This is a genomic window from Pirellulales bacterium, assembly GCA_035939775.1.
GTDB lineage: Bacteria > Planctomycetota > Planctomycetia > Pirellulales > DATAWG01 > DASZFO01.
In genome coordinates, this window is record DASZFO010000113.1 from 12617 (window position 1) to 31980 (window position 19364).

At 59.5% G+C, this 19364-nt stretch carries 16 protein-coding genes; 10 read left to right on the forward strand and 6 right to left on the reverse strand.

Going from position 1 to position 19364, the window contains the following annotated elements; genetic code table 11:
• Positions 1–229 precede the first annotated feature (229 nt).
• From VGY55_07185 to VGY55_07210, 6 genes are all read left to right on the forward strand, one after another.
• Entirely contained in the window at positions 230–1177 is a 948-nt protein-coding gene (locus VGY55_07185) for a PhoH family protein (GenBank protein ID HEV2969756.1), read from the forward strand.
• Positions 1178–1295: 118 nt separating this feature from the next.
• A complete protein-coding gene (locus VGY55_07190; GenBank protein HEV2969757.1) occupies positions 1296–3584 on the forward strand; it encodes an HDIG domain-containing protein in 2289 nt (762 codons plus the stop codon).
• Between the two features lie 8 nt (positions 3585–3592).
• Positions 3593–4105 (forward strand): rRNA maturation RNase YbeY, encoded by a 513-nt coding sequence (ybeY, locus tag VGY55_07195; protein ID HEV2969758.1) that lies wholly within the window; start codon positions 3593–3595, stop codon positions 4103–4105.
• Positions 4102–5388 carry a hemolysin family protein gene (locus VGY55_07200; protein ID HEV2969759.1) on the forward strand — a complete coding sequence of 429 codons (1287 nt, stop codon included), beginning with the start codon at positions 4102–4104 and terminating at the stop codon, positions 5386–5388. The genes ybeY and VGY55_07200 overlap by 4 nt, the downstream gene beginning before the upstream one ends.
• A gap of 110 nt (positions 5389–5498) precedes the next feature.
• A complete protein-coding gene (asnS, locus tag VGY55_07205; protein ID HEV2969760.1) occupies positions 5499–6965 on the forward strand; it encodes an asparagine--tRNA ligase in 1467 nt (488 codons plus the stop codon).
• Between the two features lie 118 nt (positions 6966–7083).
• Positions 7084–7698, forward strand: a complete 615-nt coding sequence (locus VGY55_07210; GenBank protein HEV2969761.1) for a hypothetical protein — start codon at positions 7084–7086, stop codon at positions 7696–7698.
• Between the two features lie 52 nt (positions 7699–7750).
• On the opposite strand, the gene VGY55_07215 is transcribed toward VGY55_07210, so the two are convergent.
• Together VGY55_07215 and VGY55_07220 are read right to left on the reverse strand one after the other, a co-directional pair.
• Positions 7751–8101, reverse strand: coding sequence for a hypothetical protein (locus VGY55_07215; protein HEV2969762.1), 351 nt, complete (start codon positions 8099–8101; stop codon positions 7751–7753).
• Positions 8094–8573, reverse strand: a complete 480-nt coding sequence (locus VGY55_07220) for a hypothetical protein (protein ID HEV2969763.1) — start codon at positions 8571–8573, stop codon at positions 8094–8096. Before VGY55_07220 ends, VGY55_07215 begins: the two co-directional genes overlap by 8 nt.
• A gap of 357 nt (positions 8574–8930) precedes the next feature.
• Between VGY55_07220 and VGY55_07225 the strand changes: the two genes are divergently transcribed.
• The 4 genes from VGY55_07225 (at position 8931) to VGY55_07240 (ending at position 13379) form a co-directional block, all read left to right on the forward strand.
• A complete protein-coding gene (locus VGY55_07225) occupies positions 8931–9647 on the forward strand; it encodes a hypothetical protein (protein HEV2969764.1) in 717 nt (238 codons plus the stop codon).
• Between the two features lie 360 nt (positions 9648–10007).
• Positions 10008–10958, forward strand: a complete 951-nt coding sequence (locus VGY55_07230) for a formylglycine-generating enzyme family protein (protein HEV2969765.1) — start codon at positions 10008–10010, stop codon at positions 10956–10958.
• Between the two features lie 248 nt (positions 10959–11206).
• The gene (locus VGY55_07235; GenBank protein HEV2969766.1) at positions 11207–11938 is read left to right on the forward strand and encodes a hypothetical protein; all 732 of its coding nucleotides are present in this window, start codon (positions 11207–11209) and stop codon (positions 11936–11938) included.
• A 100-nt stretch (positions 11939–12038) separates the two neighbouring features.
• Positions 12039–13379, forward strand: a complete 1341-nt coding sequence (locus tag VGY55_07240) for a hypothetical protein (protein ID HEV2969767.1) — start codon at positions 12039–12041, stop codon at positions 13377–13379.
• Positions 13380–13431: 52 nt separating this feature from the next.
• On the opposite strand, the gene VGY55_07245 is transcribed toward VGY55_07240, so the two are convergent.
• The 4 genes from VGY55_07245 to VGY55_07260 form a co-directional block, all read right to left on the reverse strand.
• A complete protein-coding gene (locus VGY55_07245) occupies positions 13432–15804 on the reverse strand; it encodes a fused MFS/spermidine synthase (protein ID HEV2969768.1) in 2373 nt (790 codons plus the stop codon).
• 249 nt (positions 15805–16053) lie between these two features.
• Positions 16054–17202 carry a glutamine-hydrolyzing carbamoyl-phosphate synthase small subunit gene (carA, locus tag VGY55_07250; GenBank protein ID HEV2969769.1) on the reverse strand — a complete coding sequence of 383 codons (1149 nt, stop codon included), beginning with the start codon at positions 17200–17202 and terminating at the stop codon, positions 16054–16056.
• 339 nt (positions 17203–17541) lie between these two features.
• Positions 17542–18621 carry an NAD-dependent epimerase/dehydratase family protein gene (locus VGY55_07255; GenBank protein HEV2969770.1) on the reverse strand — a complete coding sequence of 360 codons (1080 nt, stop codon included), beginning with the start codon at positions 18619–18621 and terminating at the stop codon, positions 17542–17544.
• An 89-nt stretch (positions 18622–18710) separates the two neighbouring features.
• On the reverse strand, positions 18711–19364 hold a 654-nt coding region (locus tag VGY55_07260), incomplete at its 5' end, for a nucleotide sugar dehydrogenase (GenBank protein ID HEV2969771.1).

Genomic DNA, 19364 nt, shown 5'->3' on the forward strand with positions numbered 1-19364 from the left:
TGATACACACGGGACTTCTCCTTGTCGGCACGATCGGGCCATCCGCGTCCGAGGCTTCGCTGAGCGGGAATCGCACAGTGGACTCACTCTGCAAGTAACTTCCTAGCCAAGAGTTATGTAAATCGCATCCGCTCTTTCTGGCGTTGCAACCTACGCTTCGGGTATAGTTATTACGGTAGCCCTTTCGTTCACTGGGTGGCGATGCCGTTGCTGAGACCGCCTGCGCTTAATGATTGAAACCACAATTTCGGTAGTCGATTCGAAGACGCTCGTTTCGATCTTCGGACCTCGCGACCAATACCTTCGTAAGATCCGCTCGGCGTTGGAAGTGGACATCTCGGTTCGCCAAGACCGTATCCACATCGAAGGGGACGAGGAATCGGTTCGCAAGGCGACCGGAATCCTCGAAAAACTCAAGGCCCTCGCGAATCGCGACGCAGTCTTGATGGCCGACGACGTGGCTCAGATTATTTCCACCGCCAGCGGCAATGGCGAGGCGGCTGAACACCCGGCAATCGACGTATTGCAGGCTGGTCGGCTCGTTCGCCCGCGAACGGCGGGGCAGGCAGCCTACGTTCAAGCGATTCTGGAGCACGATCTGGTCTTTTGCACGGGTCCGGCAGGCACAGGTAAAACGTATTTGGCCGTGGCGATGGCCGTTTCCGCGTTGAAATCCGAACAGATGCGGAAGATCGTGCTAGTGCGGCCCGCGGTCGAGGCCGGTGAGAGCCTGGGATACTTGCCCGGCGACCTGCAAGCTAAGATCAATCCATATCTTCGGCCGCTGCTTGACGCATTGCGCGAGATGATGGATTTCGAACAAGTAAAGCGCTACACGGAGCAAGACGTAATCGAGATGATCCCTTTGGCGTATATGCGCGGCCGGACGCTCAACGAGGCGTTCATCATTCTTGACGAGGCCCAAAACACGACCGTCGCCCAGATGAAGATGTTTCTGACGCGCATGGGAATGGGGTCCAAGATCGTCGTCTCGGGCGACACGACGCAAGTCGATCTGCCGAGCCACACCCGAAGTGGTTTGGTGGACGCCTTGGCTCGTCTTCGCGGTATTGATGGATTTCACGAGGTGAAATTGAGCGGCGCGGACATCGTCCGGCACCGGCTGGTGCAGGATATCGTGAAAGCCTATGAGGATGAGCCCAAGCGCAGGAAATGATCAGCCCAGCACCGAGCGCGAAGTACAGAAAACCAAGCTCGTTTAGCCGCGACCCAATGGGGAGCGCGGTACCGCATCCATATTGTGCTGCACCTAAACTGAAGCGGTCTTAGCCATCATGCCTAGCGGCAGCCAAAAACGAACACGAATTCAGCGCGTCGCGGCGCTGGAACTCCCCCCCAGCCCGTTCGAGCGGATTGTGGAATCGTTCCAGAGGGCCGAAGTTCTGTGGCGAATAGGGCTCTGCACGGCCGCGGCGCTGATCTTATGGGCGGTCGTGCGCGGTTGGGCGCCGCCCTTCGCTTATTGGCGAGATTACACTCCGCCGCGCAACATTGTTGCTAAAGTGACGTTTCAGATTCTCGACAAGAAAGCAACCGAAGATGCCAGGGAAAAGGCGGCTCGGCAGATCCGCTATGTCTATCAACAAGACCCGGCGGCGCTGATCCAATACCGGGCGGCGCTCAAGAACGCGGCGGCCGAGGTCGGGGCCGCCGCAACTCTGGCCGATCTTCGAGCGGGAGTTTGGCGCGAGTTTTCGCCGCCGGCCATGCCCAATGTCGAGGCCCCATCGAAGGATGAGGAAGAGAAAGAATTCCAGAAGCTTCACGCCGCCGTGGACAATAAGGAAAAGCGCGCTGCATTCGAAAAATCCATCGATCGGGCCTTCAGCGAAATCCAACAAAAGGGGATCCTCGAAAAGCTCGATCAGCAGCCCGACGAAGGAAATCAAACCGAAATCGAGATTCACCCGGTCGGCGCATCGACGTTCGCCTCAGTCGTCCCGGTTGCCGAAGTACGATCTGGCGAGGCGATTGCCCAACTCCATAGCCACCTCAAGACCGAGCTGGCGTCTCCGGAAATCGCGCAGCGCGTTTTCTATTGGATCAAGCCGAAATTGGAGAAACTGACCACGCTGACGAAGGACGTCGACGGCATTCGCAACAACGCCGACGAAGCCAGAAAGCGAGTCAAGGACATGTTCACGCCCTACAATGCGAACGAAACGCCCTTGGCCAAAGCCGGCCAACCGCTGGACGACAACGCACTCGATCTGCTGAAGCGAGAATATGATGCCGAGATGGCCGCGCTCACACCCAGCCAAAGGCTGACGCGGTCCCTCGCGATCTTTGGCATGTTTGCGGCGCTGTATTTGATGAGCGGGTTTTATATCTATGCCCGCAGCCGCCCGCTGCTTTCCGATTTCGGGCGCTTTGCCGGTTTGCTCGGATTGTGCGTCATAACCGTCGCCTTGTGCGTGATGGCCTCGGGAGACCCGATTCGCGCCGATTGGCGTGCGGAACTCGTTCCCCTGTTGTTGTTCGCCATGACGCTCTCGATCGCGTACAGCCAAGAATTGGCGCTGTTGCTTTGCGCCGCCCTGGCACTGGTGGTCGTGGTGGCCCTTGGCCAGGGATTGGCCGCATACGTCACGTTGCTCAGCGCCGCGGCCACGGCCATCTTCTTGCTCGGCCGCATCCGCACTCGCACCAAACTGATTTACGTCGGGATCTGTTCCGGCGCCGTGGGAATGTTGACCGCCATCGGTGTCGGCGTTCTCGATAACCAGCCGTTCGACTCCCTGCTAATTCGGGAAGCGGGGCGCGTCGCCGTATGCGCGATTGCGGCCGGGTTCTTGATGACCGGCCTATTGCCGTTTATCGAAAAGCTGTTTGGCGTGCTCACTGACATTAGTCTCCTGGAGATCGGCGACCCCGCTCATCCATTGCTTCAAGAGTTGGTCCGCCGCGCGCCGGGCACTTACAACCATTCGATCAATGTGGCGTCGATCGCCGAGGCCGCCGCCGAGTCGATCGGCGCTCATGCGCTTCTAGTTCGCGTGGGGGCGTATTTCCACGATATCGGCAAGATGCTTAAGCCGGGTTACTTCGTGGAGAATTCGGGATTCGAAGCCAACCGACACGAAGCGCTGGTGCCCGCGATGAGCACGCTGATTATTATTGCCCACATCAAGGACGGCGCCGATCTGGCGCGGCAGCATCATTTGCCGCGGCCGATCATCGATTTCATCCAGCAGCACCATGGCACCACGCTCGTCGAGTACTTCTTCCATCGGGCGAGCGAGCAGAGCGAATCGAATCCGGATGCCGGCAGCGTGGATGAGGCCTCGTATCGCTATCCTGGACCGAAGCCGCAGACTAAGGAAGGTGCAGTGCTGATGATGGCCGATGCGGTCGAAAGCGCCAGCCGAGCGCTGGTCGATCCGGCGCCCGCTCGCATCGAGGGGCTCGTTCACGAAATCGCCACCAAGCGGCTGCTCGACGACCAATTCGACGAATGCGGCCTGACGTTGCAAGAACTGCAGATCATTGAAGATAGCTTGGTTAAATCGCTCACGGCCGTTTATCATGGACGCGTAAAGTATCCCGATCAAAGAAGCGCCTGAGGCCACCGTTGATCGACATCGCGATTAAGATTGAGTATCCAGGATCGGGGATCGACACCGATCGCTTGAACCGCGCCGTCGAGGTCGTGCTGATGGAAGAGGGGGTCGAAGCTGCTGCGATCATTGTCGCGGTCGTCGACGACGCGAGGATTCGCGACCTGAACCGCCGCTATCTGGATCATGATGAACCCACCGACGTCCTTAGTTTTGACCTCGCGGACGAAAATGGGCGATTGGAGGGGGACGTGGTCGTCAGCGCCGAAATGGCCGAGCGGGCCGCCACCCGATTGCTGTGGCCGGCCGGCGACGAGTTGCTCCTTTATGTAATTCACGGAATACTTCACCTTGTCGGCTATGATGATCTCGACGTCCCATCGCGCACTGATATGCGCCGTCGCGAGCGGCATTATTTAGCCAGGTTCGGATTGCATCCGCCCGCGATCGATCTTGCGGGCGAAAGCCCGGACGGGTCGCAGGAAGGGAACCCCGAATTATTGCTCAGCCACGAGTTCTCGCCGTGAATCTCTTGTTTTGGATTGCGATTCTCAGTCTATTTTCCGCAGGATTTGCGTCGATCGGAGCGAGAAGTCTGCGCCGGTTTTCGCGAGCCAAGCTGGAGGAACTCTGCCGTGAGGAGCGGACGGTTCCACTTTATAGCCAGATCGTCCAACTCCGCGAGCGAACAATCGCCGGCGCGGATAGTCTTTTGGCACTAGCCGCCGCCGTCGCCACGGCCGCTGGACTCGGCTGGGCCATTACGAGCGAAACCTTCGCTTCGAATCCGGCTTGGATCGGGGAATTGGGTGGCGGGATTCTCGGCATCTCGTTGCTCTGGTCGATCACGGTTTGGATTCCGCTTGGCGTATCGCGTCTGTGGGCCGATGCGTTTGTCCTTCGAACCTGGCCGTTTTGGCGCGGCGCCGCCGCCGTCTTCGCCCCCTCCGTGTTAGCAGCGTACGGAATCAGCCGCTTGCTCCAACGGCTATCTGGCCGCGAGCCAGCTCATCCGACCGAGGAATCTCTGGAAGAAGAGATCCGCTCAATTGTCAGCGAAGGACAACGCGAGGGGCTCTTGGAGGAAGAGGCCCGCGAGATGATCGAAGGCGTGATCGAGCTGGGCGATGTTGACGTGGCCGAAATCATGACGCCGCGGACGGACATGGTCTCGATCCACTGTGAATTGCCGTGGGACGAAGCGGTACGGGCGGTCTGCCAATCGGGACACACTCGCATTCCCGTCTATAACAAAAGCCCCGATGACATCGTCGGCATTTTGCACACAAAGGACTTGTTAGTCGAACTGGCTAAGCCGGACGACGACTCGCGGGTCGAATGGCCTCAACTTCTGCGCAAACCGTTCTTCGTGCCCGAAACGAAGCCGGTCGATGATTTGTTGCAAGAATTCCAGCGCAGTCGGAATCATATCGCCGTCGTGCTCGACGAATTCGGAGGCGTTTCAGGGATCGTTACGATCGAGGACGTTTTGGAGGAAATTGTCGGCGAGATTGCCGACGAGCACGACGAGGCGCTCAGCGACGGCATCAAGGCGATCGACGAACGTTCGGCGGAGGCGCTAGCCAAAGTGCGAATCCATGAGATCAACGAACGGTTGGGCCTCTCGTTGCCGGAGGACGAAGATTTCGACACGATCGGCGGCTTCGTATTTCACGAATTGGGGCGCATCCCGAATATCGGCGAAGAACTCGTCTGGCAGGACGTGCGGATCAAGGTACTCGAGGCCACTCGCCGCCGAATCGATCGCGTGTCGATTCGGGTGATGAACAAATCGCAACCCGCAGCGTGAGACGAGGGGCGGCGGCAAGGATTGAGGAGTTGGGAGCAGGAGCGATCCGACCATGTTGTGCTGTCGCACTGCTTGGGCACGGATTCTCGCCATGCACGGACGGATGAAAAATGAAATCCGGCACTGAATCGATTGCGGAAACAGGCAAGCAGCAGTCCCCTGGCCCCCTGGCATTGCCGTCGAGCCACGCCGTATTGTCTGTTGCCGCGGCGCGGGAGCCGGAAGCGATCGGTCGCCTCGTGCGGTTGCAAGGCTGGATTCGCACGCGGCGCGATTCCAAGGGAGGCTTCAGTTTTCTCGAGCTGAACGACGGCTCTTCGCAAGCCAATATCCAGATTGTCGCCGACGGCAAGCTGCCGAATTACGAGAGCGAAATCAAGCGGCTAGCGGCCGGGTGCAGCGCGACGATTGACGGCCAGGTGCGCGCGTCCCCCGCCAAAGGCCAGCCAACTGAAGTTCATGCCGAGCGGATCGCGATTCACGGCTGGGCTGATCCGGAAGCCTATCCGCTTCAAAAGAAGAACCATTCGTGGGAGTTTCTCAGGACGATCGCCCATCTCCGTCCGCGGACGAATACCTTTGGCGCCATCGCCCGGTTGCGGAATCAAGTCTGCCGCTCGATCCACGATTTCTTCCAAGAGCAAGGCTTCCTGTACATCCATTCGCCAATCATCACCGCCAGCGATTGCGAAGGCGCCGGGGAACTCTTCAAAGTTACGACGCTCGATCTAGGCAAGCTTCCAAGGCAGGGGCCGGCCGTCGATTTCTCAGCAGATTTCTTTAATCGCCCGGCGTTTCTCACCGTTAGCGGCCAGTTGAACGCAGAGATCTTCGCCTGCTCGCTCGGCAAGGTCTACACGTTCGGACCGACGTTTCGGGCCGAGAATTCGAACACTTCGCGGCATCTTGCCGAGTTCTGGATGGTCGAGCCGGAGATGGCTTTCTTTGAGCTGGAAGACAATATGCGGCTGGCGGAAAGTTTTTTGAAGCGAATCTTCCGCGACGTGCTGGCCCGCTGCCAACTGGAAATGCAATTCTTCTCGGAGCGGATCGACACGACGGTCATTTCGACGCTTGAAGCAATCGTATCCAGCGATTTTGTTCGCCTGTCGTACAGTGAAGCAGTGGCTCGTCTGGAGAGGTCCGGGCGAACGTTCGAGTATCCGGTCTCGTGGGGACACGACTTGCAAGCCGAGCATGAACGGTATCTCACCGAGGAGGAGTTCAAATGCCCGGTGGTCCTGTACGACTATCCGCGGACAATCAAGCCGTTTTACATGCGGGTAAACGACGACGGGCGAACGGTGCGGGCAATGGATATCCTGGTGCCGAAGGTGGGCGAGATCATCGGCGGCAGCCAGCGCGAGGAGCGGCTCGACGTGCTCGAAGCCCGCATGAAAGAGCAGGGGCTCGATCCGCTGAGCTACTGGTGGTATCTCGATCTGCGGCGGTTTGGCACCGTGCCGCACTCCGGCTTCGGCCTCGGCCTCGAGCGCGTGCTCCAATTCATCTCCGGAATGGGCAACATCCGCGACGTGATCCCCTTCCCGCGTACGCCGGGGAGCGCGGAGTTTTGATTCGTGAATTAGGTGCGTTCGTGGATGAGTACATCCGCGAACGGTATAATTCGGGTGCTGAAAATCTCTGAGGAAGCTAGCTGTGGCTGGACGAGTTAGCACAACTGAGTCAATCGTCGTGCCATACGAAACGCGGCTCGACGGCGATCCGAGGTGGGCATTGAGCGAAGGCAGTCGGCATTTTGAAGAGAAGAACGCGGTGTTCGATGCTCTGCGCAATGTTGCAAAGCGACTCAGCGACCTCGGTATTCCTTACGCCATCGTTTGGGGCATGGCCCTATTTCGGCACGGACTGCGCCGTTTCACGGAGGATGTCGACGTCCTTGTAACAAAGGACGATCTCAAGAAGATTCATGCCGCGCTAGACGGGCTCGGTTACCTGCCGCCCCATCGCGAAAGCAAGCATCTCCGCGACACCAATCTAGGAGTTCGCATTGAGTTTTTGACAACGGGCGAATACCCCGGCGACGGCAAGCCAAAGCCGGTGGCATTCCCTGATCCGCGTGATGTCAGTACCGAGACCGAGGGAATTCGATATATCAACCTGCCAACACTCGTCGAGTTGAAGATTGCCTCGGGCATGTCCAATCCCGGTCGATTAAAGGATTTGGCCGATGCACAGGAACTCATCAAGATTCTCAATCTTCCCATAGAGTTCGCTGGAGGCCTCAATCCTTACGTCCGCGAGCAATTCGACATCCTCTGGCATGGCGCCCATTTCCAGTCGGAGTGATCGCAAATGTTTGCCGCGACGATCGCGAGATTCTCCGCCGGGGGCACCCGGCTTACTTCAGTAACTGTGAACTCAGCACCAACCAGGGTATTATTCCTACGATGACTGCAAACGCCGTCACCGTGCTTGGCGGTCGGATGAGGCGGGTCCTGTATACAACGGGGATCAGGAGCAGGGCTACGAGGCCCGTAATGGCGGACGAGAAGAGCAACAGTTCTCCGGCCGTCCCAACCGCGGCGGCATTTGGGTGCCAGGCAAAATAGAGCCGGGCAGCGAGAACGCCGGACTCGCAAACCGTGGCGGTCAGCACGGAGAGCATCCAACCGATCGTTGCCGCCTCGGCCGCTTGGCTTTCCACCGGAGTGGCCGGCACGCCGGTCGGCTTCTTCTTCCGCTTAGGCATGCAAGTACGTGACCAAGATGTCGCCGCAGGCCTTAAAGGTCACGGTCACGCGCACGCCGCAGGAATACTCGTAATGCACGACTCCGCGACCTAATACCCCACAGCGACCGGATACACATGGTTCGCCAGTGCAACAGCCCGGTAGGCAGATCGGTACATCGACCGCGCAGCCGCAGCAGCAACTCGGATTCTTGACGTGAAGTACCGTCTTAATCTCCGGCGGAGCGTTGCAACCGCAGCAGCAAATCGGTCGGCCGTGATGGCGGTACTCGATGCACGGGCCGCAACAATTGTCCGGGGCGCTTGCCGCGGGACTGGGCGCCGATGGAGTCGGGGCAACGCTGGCCGCGATAGGACCGGGAGCTGGAAGCGGCTCGGCATTTGCCAGGTCGTTGGCGCGGCTCATGGCGGCGATCGCCAGAAAGGTTGCGCAAACGACGACGCTCGAAGCGAACCTGCCAAATCGATTCATGGTTTCCTCCTCCAAGTGATGTTTGGCCGCGTTGGACTCCGACACGATTGGGCGCTTTCTCCGTCGCGCTCGACCATAAGAATGGCATATTCCATTTCGTCGGAAAAGGGGTTACGCACGGAAACTTTACCGAACGCGCATTTGCCGGCTGGCCAAACATGACCTAGAGTTCCTATTGCTTGGACCAACGAACTCCCATCTCAAGTTCGTCTGGGCATCTCAGTCTCGATCGATCCGGCAACGTTCGCTTGCCGCAAGGACAACTCACGACCTAACTTGCAGGCTCCGCTAGCAAGCCTACCATCGCCAGGGCACTGCCTGGCGGCGCCTGTAATGCCAATCCCAATAAGAGCTTCAATGATTGCTGCAGCGACGTTGCCTGAATCCGGGTTCGACAGAGCGATCATCAGAGATTCGCTCGCCGAACTGCGATTTGGCCACGACGGATTGGAACAATTCCTGGGCCTGTTGTTCGACGAACTGGACTCGCTTCGCGAAGAACTCGACGAAGAACAGGCCCGCCTGGAAGATGAGCGACACCAATTACGCGAAAAACAGGCGCAAATCACCGTCGAACGAAATCAGTGGGAAACCGACCGGCAGCACTGGCACGATGCGCTCCAAAAGCGGGTCGTCGAATTGGAAAAGGACCGATTAGCCCTGGCCGCGGATTTGGAAACTGAGCGCCGCCGAAGCGAGGAAACTGCCGAAGATTTCGCCGCCCAACGGCGGCAAGCCGCCGACGACCATGCTGACTTGTCGGGCGAGTTGCGCCAACTCCGAATGCTGCTGGACGCCAAGGTCAGCGTCGGCGGCCTCGGGCCGGCGAGTGAGGATCTGGATGACGAACCAAGCCAGACAAATGAAACGGCAAGGGATCAAACCTCGAAGAGTGATTCGCCGCATGTAAACCGCGAAAGGAATCCAGCCTCGCAGGACTGCAACGCTTTGCCGCCGCGAAAGAAGCCTGCACCGGCCAATCCGAGTCAACCTGATCCAGTCATGGGGCCACTCCTCTCGCAATTCCAGATGCTTCAACGGGATGTCGCTCGGCGCCGGGAAAAGAAGAACTAATCACACGGTTAGCGGTCAACTCACGACGGTCTGCGTATCAGTATGAAGCAATTCATTCGAATCTTGCCTTGGATTCTTGCCGTCGCGGCCGTCATCGTAATCGGCTGGGGCGAATATGCCGAAGTTGGATCAGTTGTTGGGGCTGGCCTAGGTTCAGTGTCCGGTCTGGCAGTGATTCTTGCTGTCGAATTTGTCCGTCGTGCGAGGAATCCAGCCGGAAAGCGCGCCGACTTTGCCAGCCGTTCCGCCAGCGATTCAAAACAAACGAGTGGCGCGAGTGACGAATCTGCCGCGGCGGCGGAGTCAATTCGACATCGTGGGAAACCAGCGGATGAAAACATCGACTCGCTCGTCGAGCAGATGCTCGCCGACGGCCGATTCGCATTATTGCTGCGACCGCAAATCTCCGACACCTTGCCGACTGAAATGATCGCGACGGCGCAGTCCGATTTGGACCGTCAGATGGCTCTCGTGCCCGACGGCGACGTGCAATTGGAGCCGAATCGACTTTCGGCTGCCGTTGAACTTGACGTGGCGGAAGAAGCGTTGGAGCCGGTGACAATCCACGTCGGAGCAACTTACCTCGATCGCGCGCCGGTAACGAACCGACAATACGAGGCCTTCACGTCGGCGGGCGGCTACGAACAGTTGGCGATTTGGGATCCAGCAATCTGGCCGGCCATGCTCGACTTTTTGGACACAACGGGTTGCCCAGGCCCGCGATATTGGATCGACGGTCGCTGCCCGCCGGGAAAGGAAAATCATCCTGTCGTGGGAATCTGCTGGTATGAGGCCACCGCGTATGCCCGCTGGATCGGCCGACGCTTGCCGACCGACGCCGAGTGGGTCAAGGCTGCGAGTTGGCCGGTCAGCATCTCGCCAAACACTTACGTCCAGCGGAAATACCCTTGGGGCAATACGATGGAGCGTCAGCGCGCGAATCTATGGGGATCGGGCCCGGCAGATACGGTGCCGGTCAATGAATTCGCCTCGGGCGTGAGCGTGGGCGGAGCATATCAACTGATCGGCAACGTCTGGGAGTGGACCGCGGACAACTTTCTCTGGATCGTCGCAGCCGGCGACAACAACGCCAAGCAACCGTTGCTCAAAACCATCCGCGGCGGGGCGTTCGACACCTATTTCGACAATCAGGCGACCAGCCAGTTCGCCAGCGGCGAGAACCCGCTCGCCCGAAAGCGCAACATCGGATTCCGCTGCGCGCTGGGGATATGCGACCTGGCCGCCACCATTGCCGAACCCGTCACCGATGACCAGGGCAAACCGGCCGAAGAGGAATTTGAACTAGTTTAAACGGAAAGCGTTAGGCCTCGCTCGAGTCACGGCGAGCCAGACTTTCGTCCTTCGTATTCTTTCCTGCGTGTTTGCGTATGGTTAAAGTCGTTCAACCGCTGGAATCATATCGTCTCGCCCAGTACTCGGTGCAGGTTCCTTGCTACGTCTGCGGTGAAGGGAACTCATTTGACGCCGAGCTTTGTCGTCATTGCTTTGCGCCGATGGCGCTCGCCCACCAAGCCAGCTCTCAAAAGATCCGTCCCCAAATGCTGGCCGTGATCGGCACCAGCGGCGTGGGAAAAACCGTCTATTTGGGCATGCTGTTGGACATTCTTTCGCGACAAGGACCCCAAATGCAGGTCCTTGCGCGCGGTGCTTTTTCGATCACTCTGCAGCAAACCGTCATGGGAGCGCTGGCCCGCGGCGAATTTCCCGTCAAGACTCCCAATGAGCCCGACCGCTGGAATTGGGTCCATTGTCAAATCCGCGCCGCCTCGCGGCGAGAGCCGATCGAACTGATCGTACCCGACATGGCGGGCGAGGCCGTTCTAGAAGAGGTCGAGCATCCGCACACATACATTGGGATTCGCCGGTTCCTCAGCAAGTGCAGCGGGGCGATCGTGCTCGTCGACGCGGCGGAAATGGCCGGCGGTCAGCGCGATCAGGACTATTTCGCGATGAAATTGGTTAGCTACCTGAGCGAGCTGCGCGACGACGAAGGAAACCCCTGGCGCGAGCGCCCTCTCGCCGTCGTGCTGAGCAAGGCCGACCGCTGTGAAACCTGTTTTGACGATCCCCCCAGGTACGCGCAGCGGTCGGCCACTGGACTTTGGGAGCATTGCCACGAGCGATTTCCGAAGCATCGCTTTTTCGCGGCGGGGGTCGCCGGAGCGTGCATCTCCCGCTTCGTGCGCGGCGTGGGTCAAGTCACCGCCCCACTGCGAATCGAACCGCGCGGCATCGTCGAGCCGTTCGAATGGCTCATTGGCAACATTTAACCCCGAAAACGCACCATTCCGAGGCGCCATTGAGGACGTCGCGACGCGATTCCTTGCTCGCGATCCTGGCTAGTGGACCGCACTTCAAGCAAACTGGCTTATGAACATCGAACAGGCAGTGTTCACATCGGCGCAAACCGATCGGTCCAGAGGCTATCAGTTGGTCGCCAGCAGTCCGGGAATCACTACCGAGGCCGCCCGCGAATTGACCGCCTGGGGCCCATCGCACGGATCCCTATGCGCAACAGGACACCCTGCGAATAGCGTGAATTTTCATCCAATAGCCGACGGGTATTGGTGCGTTTCCCATACTATCGAGGCCGGCGAAGAATACAGCGGCCGCGGCGGAGCGCGAATCTACACGCATTCGTTTATCGTCGCGGCCGAAGAATTGGCCCGCTTCGCAAACAGTCCCTTCGCTTTGCTCCGCGCGATCCGCAATCGGGGATTTCTCAAGTTGCGGGAATCGAACGCGCCGCCGCTCGCCACGTTCCAACTGCCGGGCCGGTCGGCAGCGGTCGATGAGGGGATCCTGGCCGAGTTCGTCGAGCGGTGGGGCGCCGAGCGAATTGCTTGGCTCATCGAGACGGCACTGACCGCCGACACGTTGCTAATCGTCGGGGCCGACAATCGCGAATTGTTGCTCGCCGGCCTGTTGAATTGCCTGCCGGTCGAATGTCGACCGGAGCTGTCGTTTTCGACGGGACTTATCTATTCGCCGCGGCGCCCATTTCGGATCAGCGCAGTAGTTGCCGACGACGTCGAGGCGCGTCGGCTTGGCCGCCATTCGGGAGTGACCGTATTGAACCTAAGGGAGGAACCGCCGGCCGATTTCGTTCCCTCGAGTTGGGCCGCGTATCTCTTCGAGGCGCTGGCGATCGATGCGCTGCCGCTGGTTTGTGTCGAGTTGGAACGATCGCGGTCCGGATTGCGACTCTCGGACCTTACATGGTTGGCGGACCAACTGACCCTCAGGCTTCACGTTTGCTCGGATGGTGCTCAGGAATCAGCCTCGCCGGCCGTCGACGAGCCAAGGCAATCGAGCCGTGGACATTTCAAGGCCAAGCCGGCGCGCGATCGGTTTGACAGCGAACGCCAATCGTCGCAAGCTATTGCCGATTGTGCTGGATCATGCGACCGCGTTGCTGGCCCATCCAAGACGTTGGCCGCCCCCACGCACGAGGTTCTGGAAAAGCTCGAGCGACTTGACGACCTCGTGTTCGACACGATCAACGGCCGCAGGCCGTCGCTCGACGAGTTGAGCCGGCTTTGGCCCCAATTCGCGGCCGAATTGTCCCCCGATCTCGTTGCTGAATCGCGCGAGCAATACCTGCGCTATGCGATCAAGCTTTGGGAAGCGTGCCTGACTGACGGCGCGCGCGACCCGTCTTGGGCGGTTGCCGCGCTCGACGTGCTTTGCATCCTATTCGGCGGCGAATAATTCCGCCACGACCGCGGCCCATTGACCATGCGGGTTGTCGTCGGTGGTGATCTCACTTGTGCATCAATAACTGCCACAAGTTGCTGTAATGGTCGGTCCAGGCGACTGGTGTGATCGCGGCAGAAACGCCCGGCGCCAGAATCGGCGGATTGGACTTGAGAAATCGCCGGTTGTTCGTCAGCAGCATGAAATCGACTTCGTACAGCAGCCGTGCCTTGTCTTCATCAGTCCAAATTCGCGTCGTGTCGAAGTGATAGTAATCGGCGGCCGCCTTCACCACGGGCGCTAGATTCACATAGCGATTCTTGATGTTCACGGCGATGATGCCGTCCGGATTCAAGTGACTCTGATAAACGGCAAATGCCTCGCGCGTGAGCAAATGGGCCGGCGGGGCGTCGCCGGAAAAGGCATCGAGCACCAGCACGTCGAAATGCTGTGGCTCTTCGCCTTCCAAGGAGAGCCGCGCATCACCCAAGGCGATTTCATGCCGTCCAGCACATTCCTTGATGAAGGAAAAGTAGGTGTTGGCGATCGTCACGACTTCCGGATTGATTTCATAGAATTTGATGAATTGCCCCGGTTGGTTGGCATACGTCGCAAGCGTTCCAGCGCCGAGCCCGATGACGCCGACGCGCATGTCGGGCTTGCGCTGAAAGTAGCGAATGGCCCGCCCAGCGCCCGTCTCGGGAGCGTAATACGCGGTCGGTTGCATTCGCCGTTTCGGGTCGTCGCTGACCCACTGCCGCCCGTGGCTGATGCCGCCGCTGCGGAATTGCATGTAATGCCGCTCGGGCTTCGTGGCGTTCATATCATAGACTTTGACGACGCCGTAAAAGTTTCGCCGTTGGAAGATGTTCTTGTAGTCGGGTTCATTGGCGGGCTTGGCGGCGTCCCATTGCCAGTAGACAATGCACGCCCAACCGGCCAGAAGCACGATCGAGCCAGCGGCGATTCGGATTCGCTTGCCGGTCACCGACACGGTCTCCGGCGGGTGGCCGAGGCTGGACCGAAGGGAAGCCCCGGCTCGCGGGCCCACCTGGGCTTCGGCCGCGACTCCAACTTCGGTCATCCGTTCACACTGCGATGTGCTAGGGGCTCGGAACAGACAATAGATTCCCGCCAGAACAAACGCCGCCGCGAGCCCGAGATTCCACTCGACGAATCCTGAAAAAATGTGCGGCGCCACGAGAGCGACCGAGATGCCCCCCAGCGCCCCTCCGGCGGCGATCATGAGATAGTATTCGGTGAGATGCCGGGCCTTCGGCCGCAGCCGAACCAGCTCGCCGTGGCAGACCATGCAGATCAAAAACAGCGTCGCCAAATAAAGCACCCGTTCGCCGATAAACGTCAATGAAGGGTCGATCCGGCGCGGATCGTGATATGCGAACCACCCCGGCAACCAATCCGTCAGCATGTCGCAAATCGCATCGTAACCGCCGGCCGCCATGAACACGCTCACCGCAGTTACGACCGCGTACGGACCACGGCGATACCACCGCTCGCGATCGAAGCAAATGATGAATGACAGTAGATAGAGCGATAGCGGAACGACCCACAGGAACGGGACAACGGCGACATTCTGACATACCTGATTCGTCGTCGCCAAGAACATCAGCGACGCGAATGCCGGCAGCGCGAGCCAAAGCGCGCGACGACCGATGCTCGGTTCGTCCGCAGCCAGCGTCGTCGCGCCGTCGCTTGCCGCGAACGATTTGGCGTCATTCCGCGCGTGATGATCGCCGCGGTTTCGCCAAATCCAAATCGCGACTCCGGCACAAAGCAAACCAAACACGACAAACGACGCCGACCAAAGCCAGGCTTGTGCGTCGGCGGTGAATGCCGGTTCGAAGAAGACTGGAAATGTCAACAGTGCCGTCAGCGAGCCGACGTTCGAGAGCGAATAAAGCCGATACGGCGACCGATTCGCATAAGCGCGGCTGAACCACGCCTGCCCGAGCGGTCCGGTGGCCGAGAGCACGAAGTACGGCACGCCCACACTCACCGCCAACAGCGCAAGGATTCGCCAGGTCGGCTCCATGCCGGGTTTCGGCTTCCAGCTCGCGCCGGGCACGATCGGCAGCATGGCCAGCGCACCGGCGAGGAGCGCTAAGTGCAAAATCGCCTGAGCACGGCAAGAAAACAACCGCGACGTGAGATGCGCGTACGCATAGCCACAGAAAAGCAAGCTTTGGAAGAACAACATGCAAGTCGTCCAAACCGCGGGGCTGCCACCGAACCACGGCAGAATGAACTTGCTGATCAGCGGCTGAACTTGAAACAGGAGAAATGCGCTGACAAGAATCATCAGCGCCAAGTCCCAGAGCAGCCACGCCGGCGGCGCCGGTTCGAAAGTAACTATGGAACTGGGCCGTGCAACCGGCGCCGGAAACACTGGCGCAGCGGCGGCTCGCGATTCGATCGACATATAGATCGCGCCTTCCTTCCGCCCTGTCGTTTGAAACCATCTCCCTCTCGCTATGAGAGAGGTCTCCGCCGGCGAGTCGCCGCGGCGAGGCCGGGTGACGGTAGCAAACTGTATGCCAGTTTACTCCCGCGATAATGCTCCCGAAAGGAACTCTCGACAAAAAAGTCGGAGTCCCGCCAAGCATGTGGCGGAATTCGCTACACCTGCTCTCGATGGCCGCGGAAGAAGGCTGGATCCGTTCGAATCCAGCTAGACGGCCATCAGCTCGCGGAAGCGGGAGAAGAGATAGTCGCTGTCGTGCGGGCCGGCGGAGGCTTCGGGGTGGTATTGAACGCTAAAGGCCGGCAGACTGCGATGGCGGATACCTTCGATCGTGCGATCGTTGAGATTGCGATGGGTCACTTCAAGTTCGGGCGGCAGCGTGTCCTCGGCGACGGCGAAGCCGTGGTTTTGGCAGGTAATTTCCACGCGGCCCGTGTCCAGATTCATCACCGGTTGGTTCGCTCCGCGATGTCCGAATTTGAGTTTGAAGGTTTTCGCACCGCACGCAAGCGAGAGAAGTTGATGGCCGAGGCAGATGCCGAAGACCGGCGCCTTGCCGAGCACGCCGCGGATCGCGTCGATCGCGTAGTTCAGCGGCTCGGGATCGCCGGGGCCATTCGAAAGGAATACGCCGTCGGGTTTGTGGGAAAGGATTTGCTCGGCGCAGGCCGTGCCGGGGACGATCGTAACCTGGCATCCCATGTCGGTCAGATAGCGGGCGATATTCCACTTCATCCCGTAATCCATGGCGACAACGTGCGGGAAAGCCGAAGTCGGGACGGTGGTGTCGGGCCGGGATGCCTGACCGACGGGCGTTGCCAGCCTCGTCCAGGGGCTGAGGCGCTCGTGCCAATCGCGCGGTTGATCGGGGATAACTTCGCGGACCAGGTCGCGACCGACAAGGCCAGGGCTGGAGCGGGCTTTGGCGACCAGGCTGTCGTCGTGCAAATCAACGGTGGACAAGACCCCCTTCATCGCCCCTTGGTTGCGGATATGTCGGACAAGTGCTCGTGTGTCGATGCCCGCGAGGCCGACAACGCCGGCGCGAGCGAGGTAGTCGTCGATTCCGCCGGTCGCGCGGAAATTGCTCGCCCGGCGACTATTTTGCCGGACGATAAATCCGGCCAAATGTGGCTTAGCACTTTCGACGTCTTCGCCGTTCACGCCGTAATTGCCGATCTCCGGATACGTCATGGTGACGATCTGGCCGCGATAGCTCGGATCGGTCAGGATTTCCTGATAACCGGTCATCGAGGTATTGAAACAAACTTCGCCATCGACCTCACCCGCCGCGCCAAACGACACGCCAGTCCAGATCGTTCCGTCTTCGAGAGCAAGCTTCGCGACTTCTGTCATGGGTTGATAAGGTTTGTCGTTTGCGCCGGTTCCCTCGTCGGTTGACTCACTGGGGTGGCAGGTTTCGGTGTCGGAGCTAAAGTCTTTGCACTCGGCGGCCCGATACGCTCTTTACGGCTGTGGGTCTCCGGACAAAAGGAGTCGCAAGACGCTGATTGTTCGGACAGCCAACGAGAGGGTTCTTGTCCCGGCGAGCAAGAACCCTCTATTTTTTGCGCCCGAAACATTGTAACCGCGCCAGTGGCCTGCGGGCAGGGGTGACGACGTTGGAGTGCAGCCTTTTGTCTGCCGCCGACAGGCTAAAGCCTGAACTCCAACTAACGAGCGGCGAACGAGAGATTACTCGCCCATGTCCAGCGGGAGAATCTCGGCGCGGTTCTCGCGATACCAATCCGCCGTTCGTTGCAGGCCTTCTTCGATTGCGACTTGCGGCGTCCAATCCAGCAGCCGGCGGGCCTTATCGACGTTCGCCCAGGTGGCCGGAACATCGGCCGGGTGAGCAGGACGGTAGTGAATCAAGGGCTTGCGACCGACAAGGTTGGCAATCTGGTCGATGACGAAATCGAGCCGGACTGGCCGGTCGCCGCCGAGGTTAATCACCTCGAAGCCCAGCGGCTTGATTGCGGCGACCGTCCCTCGGGCGATGTCGTCCACATAACTGAAATCGCGCTGTTGACTGCCGTCGCCGAACACAGTGATCGGTTCACCTTCCGCGATCTTCCGCATGAAGCGAAACACGCTCATGTCGGGGCGACCCGCGGGCCCATAGACGGTGAAAAAGCGAAGCACCGTGATGTCCAGGCCGTGCAGGTGATGATATGTAAACGCGATCGCCTCGGCGGCCTTTTTCGAGGCTGCATACGGCGAAAGCGGGCGATTTGTATCCGCATCCTCGGCGAACGGGATTGGGTTGTGCGCTCCGTAGAGGCTCGAGGTCGACGACAGAACGAATTTCTTTACATCGCAGCGGCGGCAAAGTTCCAAAAGGTTCAGCGTGCCGTCGGAATTTGTCTGAAAATAGATCCACGGATCGGCGACCGACGGCCGCACTCCGGCCCGGGCCGCCAGATTGAGCACGGCGTCAAACGGAGCGTCGCGCTCGCCGCCTGGGTCGATTCGCGTCTGGTGCTCGAAAAGTCGCTCGATTGCCGCGAAATCCGTGATGTCGAGTTGCTCGAACCGAAAGTTCGCCGTCGCCGCGAACTGCCGCAGCCGCCACTGCTTCAAACGCGGATCGTAGGCTGAATTGATGTTATCGAGCCCGACCACCTCGTGCCCGGCGTCGAGCAGCACCCGGCAGACGTTCGAGCCGATGAATCCGGCAGCACCGGTGACGAGATAGCGGCAGCGCAAGTGGGGCTCGGGATTCGGGGTTCGGGATTCGGGTACGCTCAAGCGGTCGTCGTGCGTTACTGGCATTTCAAGCAAATATTGAAGCCGCGTGACTTTCGGAACGGCCAAGCCGCGGTGCCGCGTGCTTTCCGAGCCCCGAATCCCGAGTCCCTTCCTCACGCCTTGCGAATCTTCTCCCGCCCAACTTTGACTCCCTTGGTTGCATTGCGGGTATCAACGACTAATCGTGAGTGTTTCACGATCGTGTCGTAGTCGTAGGCCGAGTGGTCGGTCGAGATCAGCACGCAGTCCTGGCTGGCGAGGAAATCGGGCTCGAGCGGCCGGCTGTCCAGCTCCAGCTTGCGATGATGTCGCATCTTAGGAAGCTTGGGCACGTGCGGATCGTTATAGCTAAGCTCTGCGCCGCGATCCATCAGTAGCTCGATCAATTCGAAAGATGGGCTTTCGCGCGGGTCGTCGACGTCCTTCTTATAAGCGATCCCGAGGACGCAGATTTTGCTGCCGCGGACCGGTTTGCCGACGTCGTTCAAGAATTCGGTCAATCGATTGATCACGTATTGGGGCATGCTTGTGTTGATTTCGCCCGCCAATTCGATGAACCGCGTGATCAGCCCATGTTTTCGCGCGACCCAGCTCAAATAGAACGGATCGATCGGAATGCAGTGGCCGCCGAGACCCGGACCCGGATAAAAGGCCTGGAAGCCGAACGGCTTCGTCTTCGCCGCGTCGATCACGTCCCAGACATCGATCCCGATCCGATCGAACAGCACCTTTAGCTCGTTGACCATCGCGATGTTTACGGAGCGATA

Excerpts from the sequence above, each read along its gene's own strand:
- VGY55_07185 (HEV2969756.1), top strand. The coding sequence starts at position 230 with ATGATTGAAACCACAATTTCGGTAGTCGATTCGAAGACGCTCGTTTCG.
- VGY55_07190 (HEV2969757.1), top strand. The coding sequence starts at position 1,296 with ATGCCTAGCGGCAGCCAAAAACGAACACGAATTCAGCGCGTCGCGGCG.
- asnS (HEV2969760.1), top strand. The coding sequence starts at position 5,499 with ATGAAATCCGGCACTGAATCGATTGCGGAAACAGGCAAGCAGCAGTCC.
- VGY55_07215 (HEV2969762.1), bottom strand. The coding sequence starts at position 8,101 with ATGCCTAAGCGGAAGAAGAAGCCGACCGGCGTGCCGGCCACTCCGGTG.
- VGY55_07220 (HEV2969763.1), bottom strand. The coding sequence starts at position 8,573 with ATGAATCGATTTGGCAGGTTCGCTTCGAGCGTCGTCGTTTGCGCAACC.
- VGY55_07225 (HEV2969764.1), top strand. The coding sequence starts at position 8,931 with ATGATTGCTGCAGCGACGTTGCCTGAATCCGGGTTCGACAGAGCGATC.
- VGY55_07230 (HEV2969765.1), top strand. The coding sequence starts at position 10,008 with ATGCTCGCCGACGGCCGATTCGCATTATTGCTGCGACCGCAAATCTCC.
- VGY55_07235 (HEV2969766.1), top strand. The coding sequence starts at position 11,207 with ATGCTGGCCGTGATCGGCACCAGCGGCGTGGGAAAAACCGTCTATTTG.
- VGY55_07240 (HEV2969767.1), top strand. The coding sequence starts at position 12,039 with ATGAACATCGAACAGGCAGTGTTCACATCGGCGCAAACCGATCGGTCC.
- VGY55_07245 (HEV2969768.1), bottom strand. The coding sequence starts at position 15,804 with ATGTCGATCGAATCGCGAGCCGCCGCTGCGCCAGTGTTTCCGGCGCCG.
- carA (HEV2969769.1), bottom strand. The coding sequence starts at position 17,202 with ATGACAGAAGTCGCGAAGCTTGCTCTCGAAGACGGAACGATCTGGACT.
- VGY55_07255 (HEV2969770.1), bottom strand. The coding sequence starts at position 18,621 with ATGCCAGTAACGCACGACGACCGCTTGAGCGTACCCGAATCCCGAACC.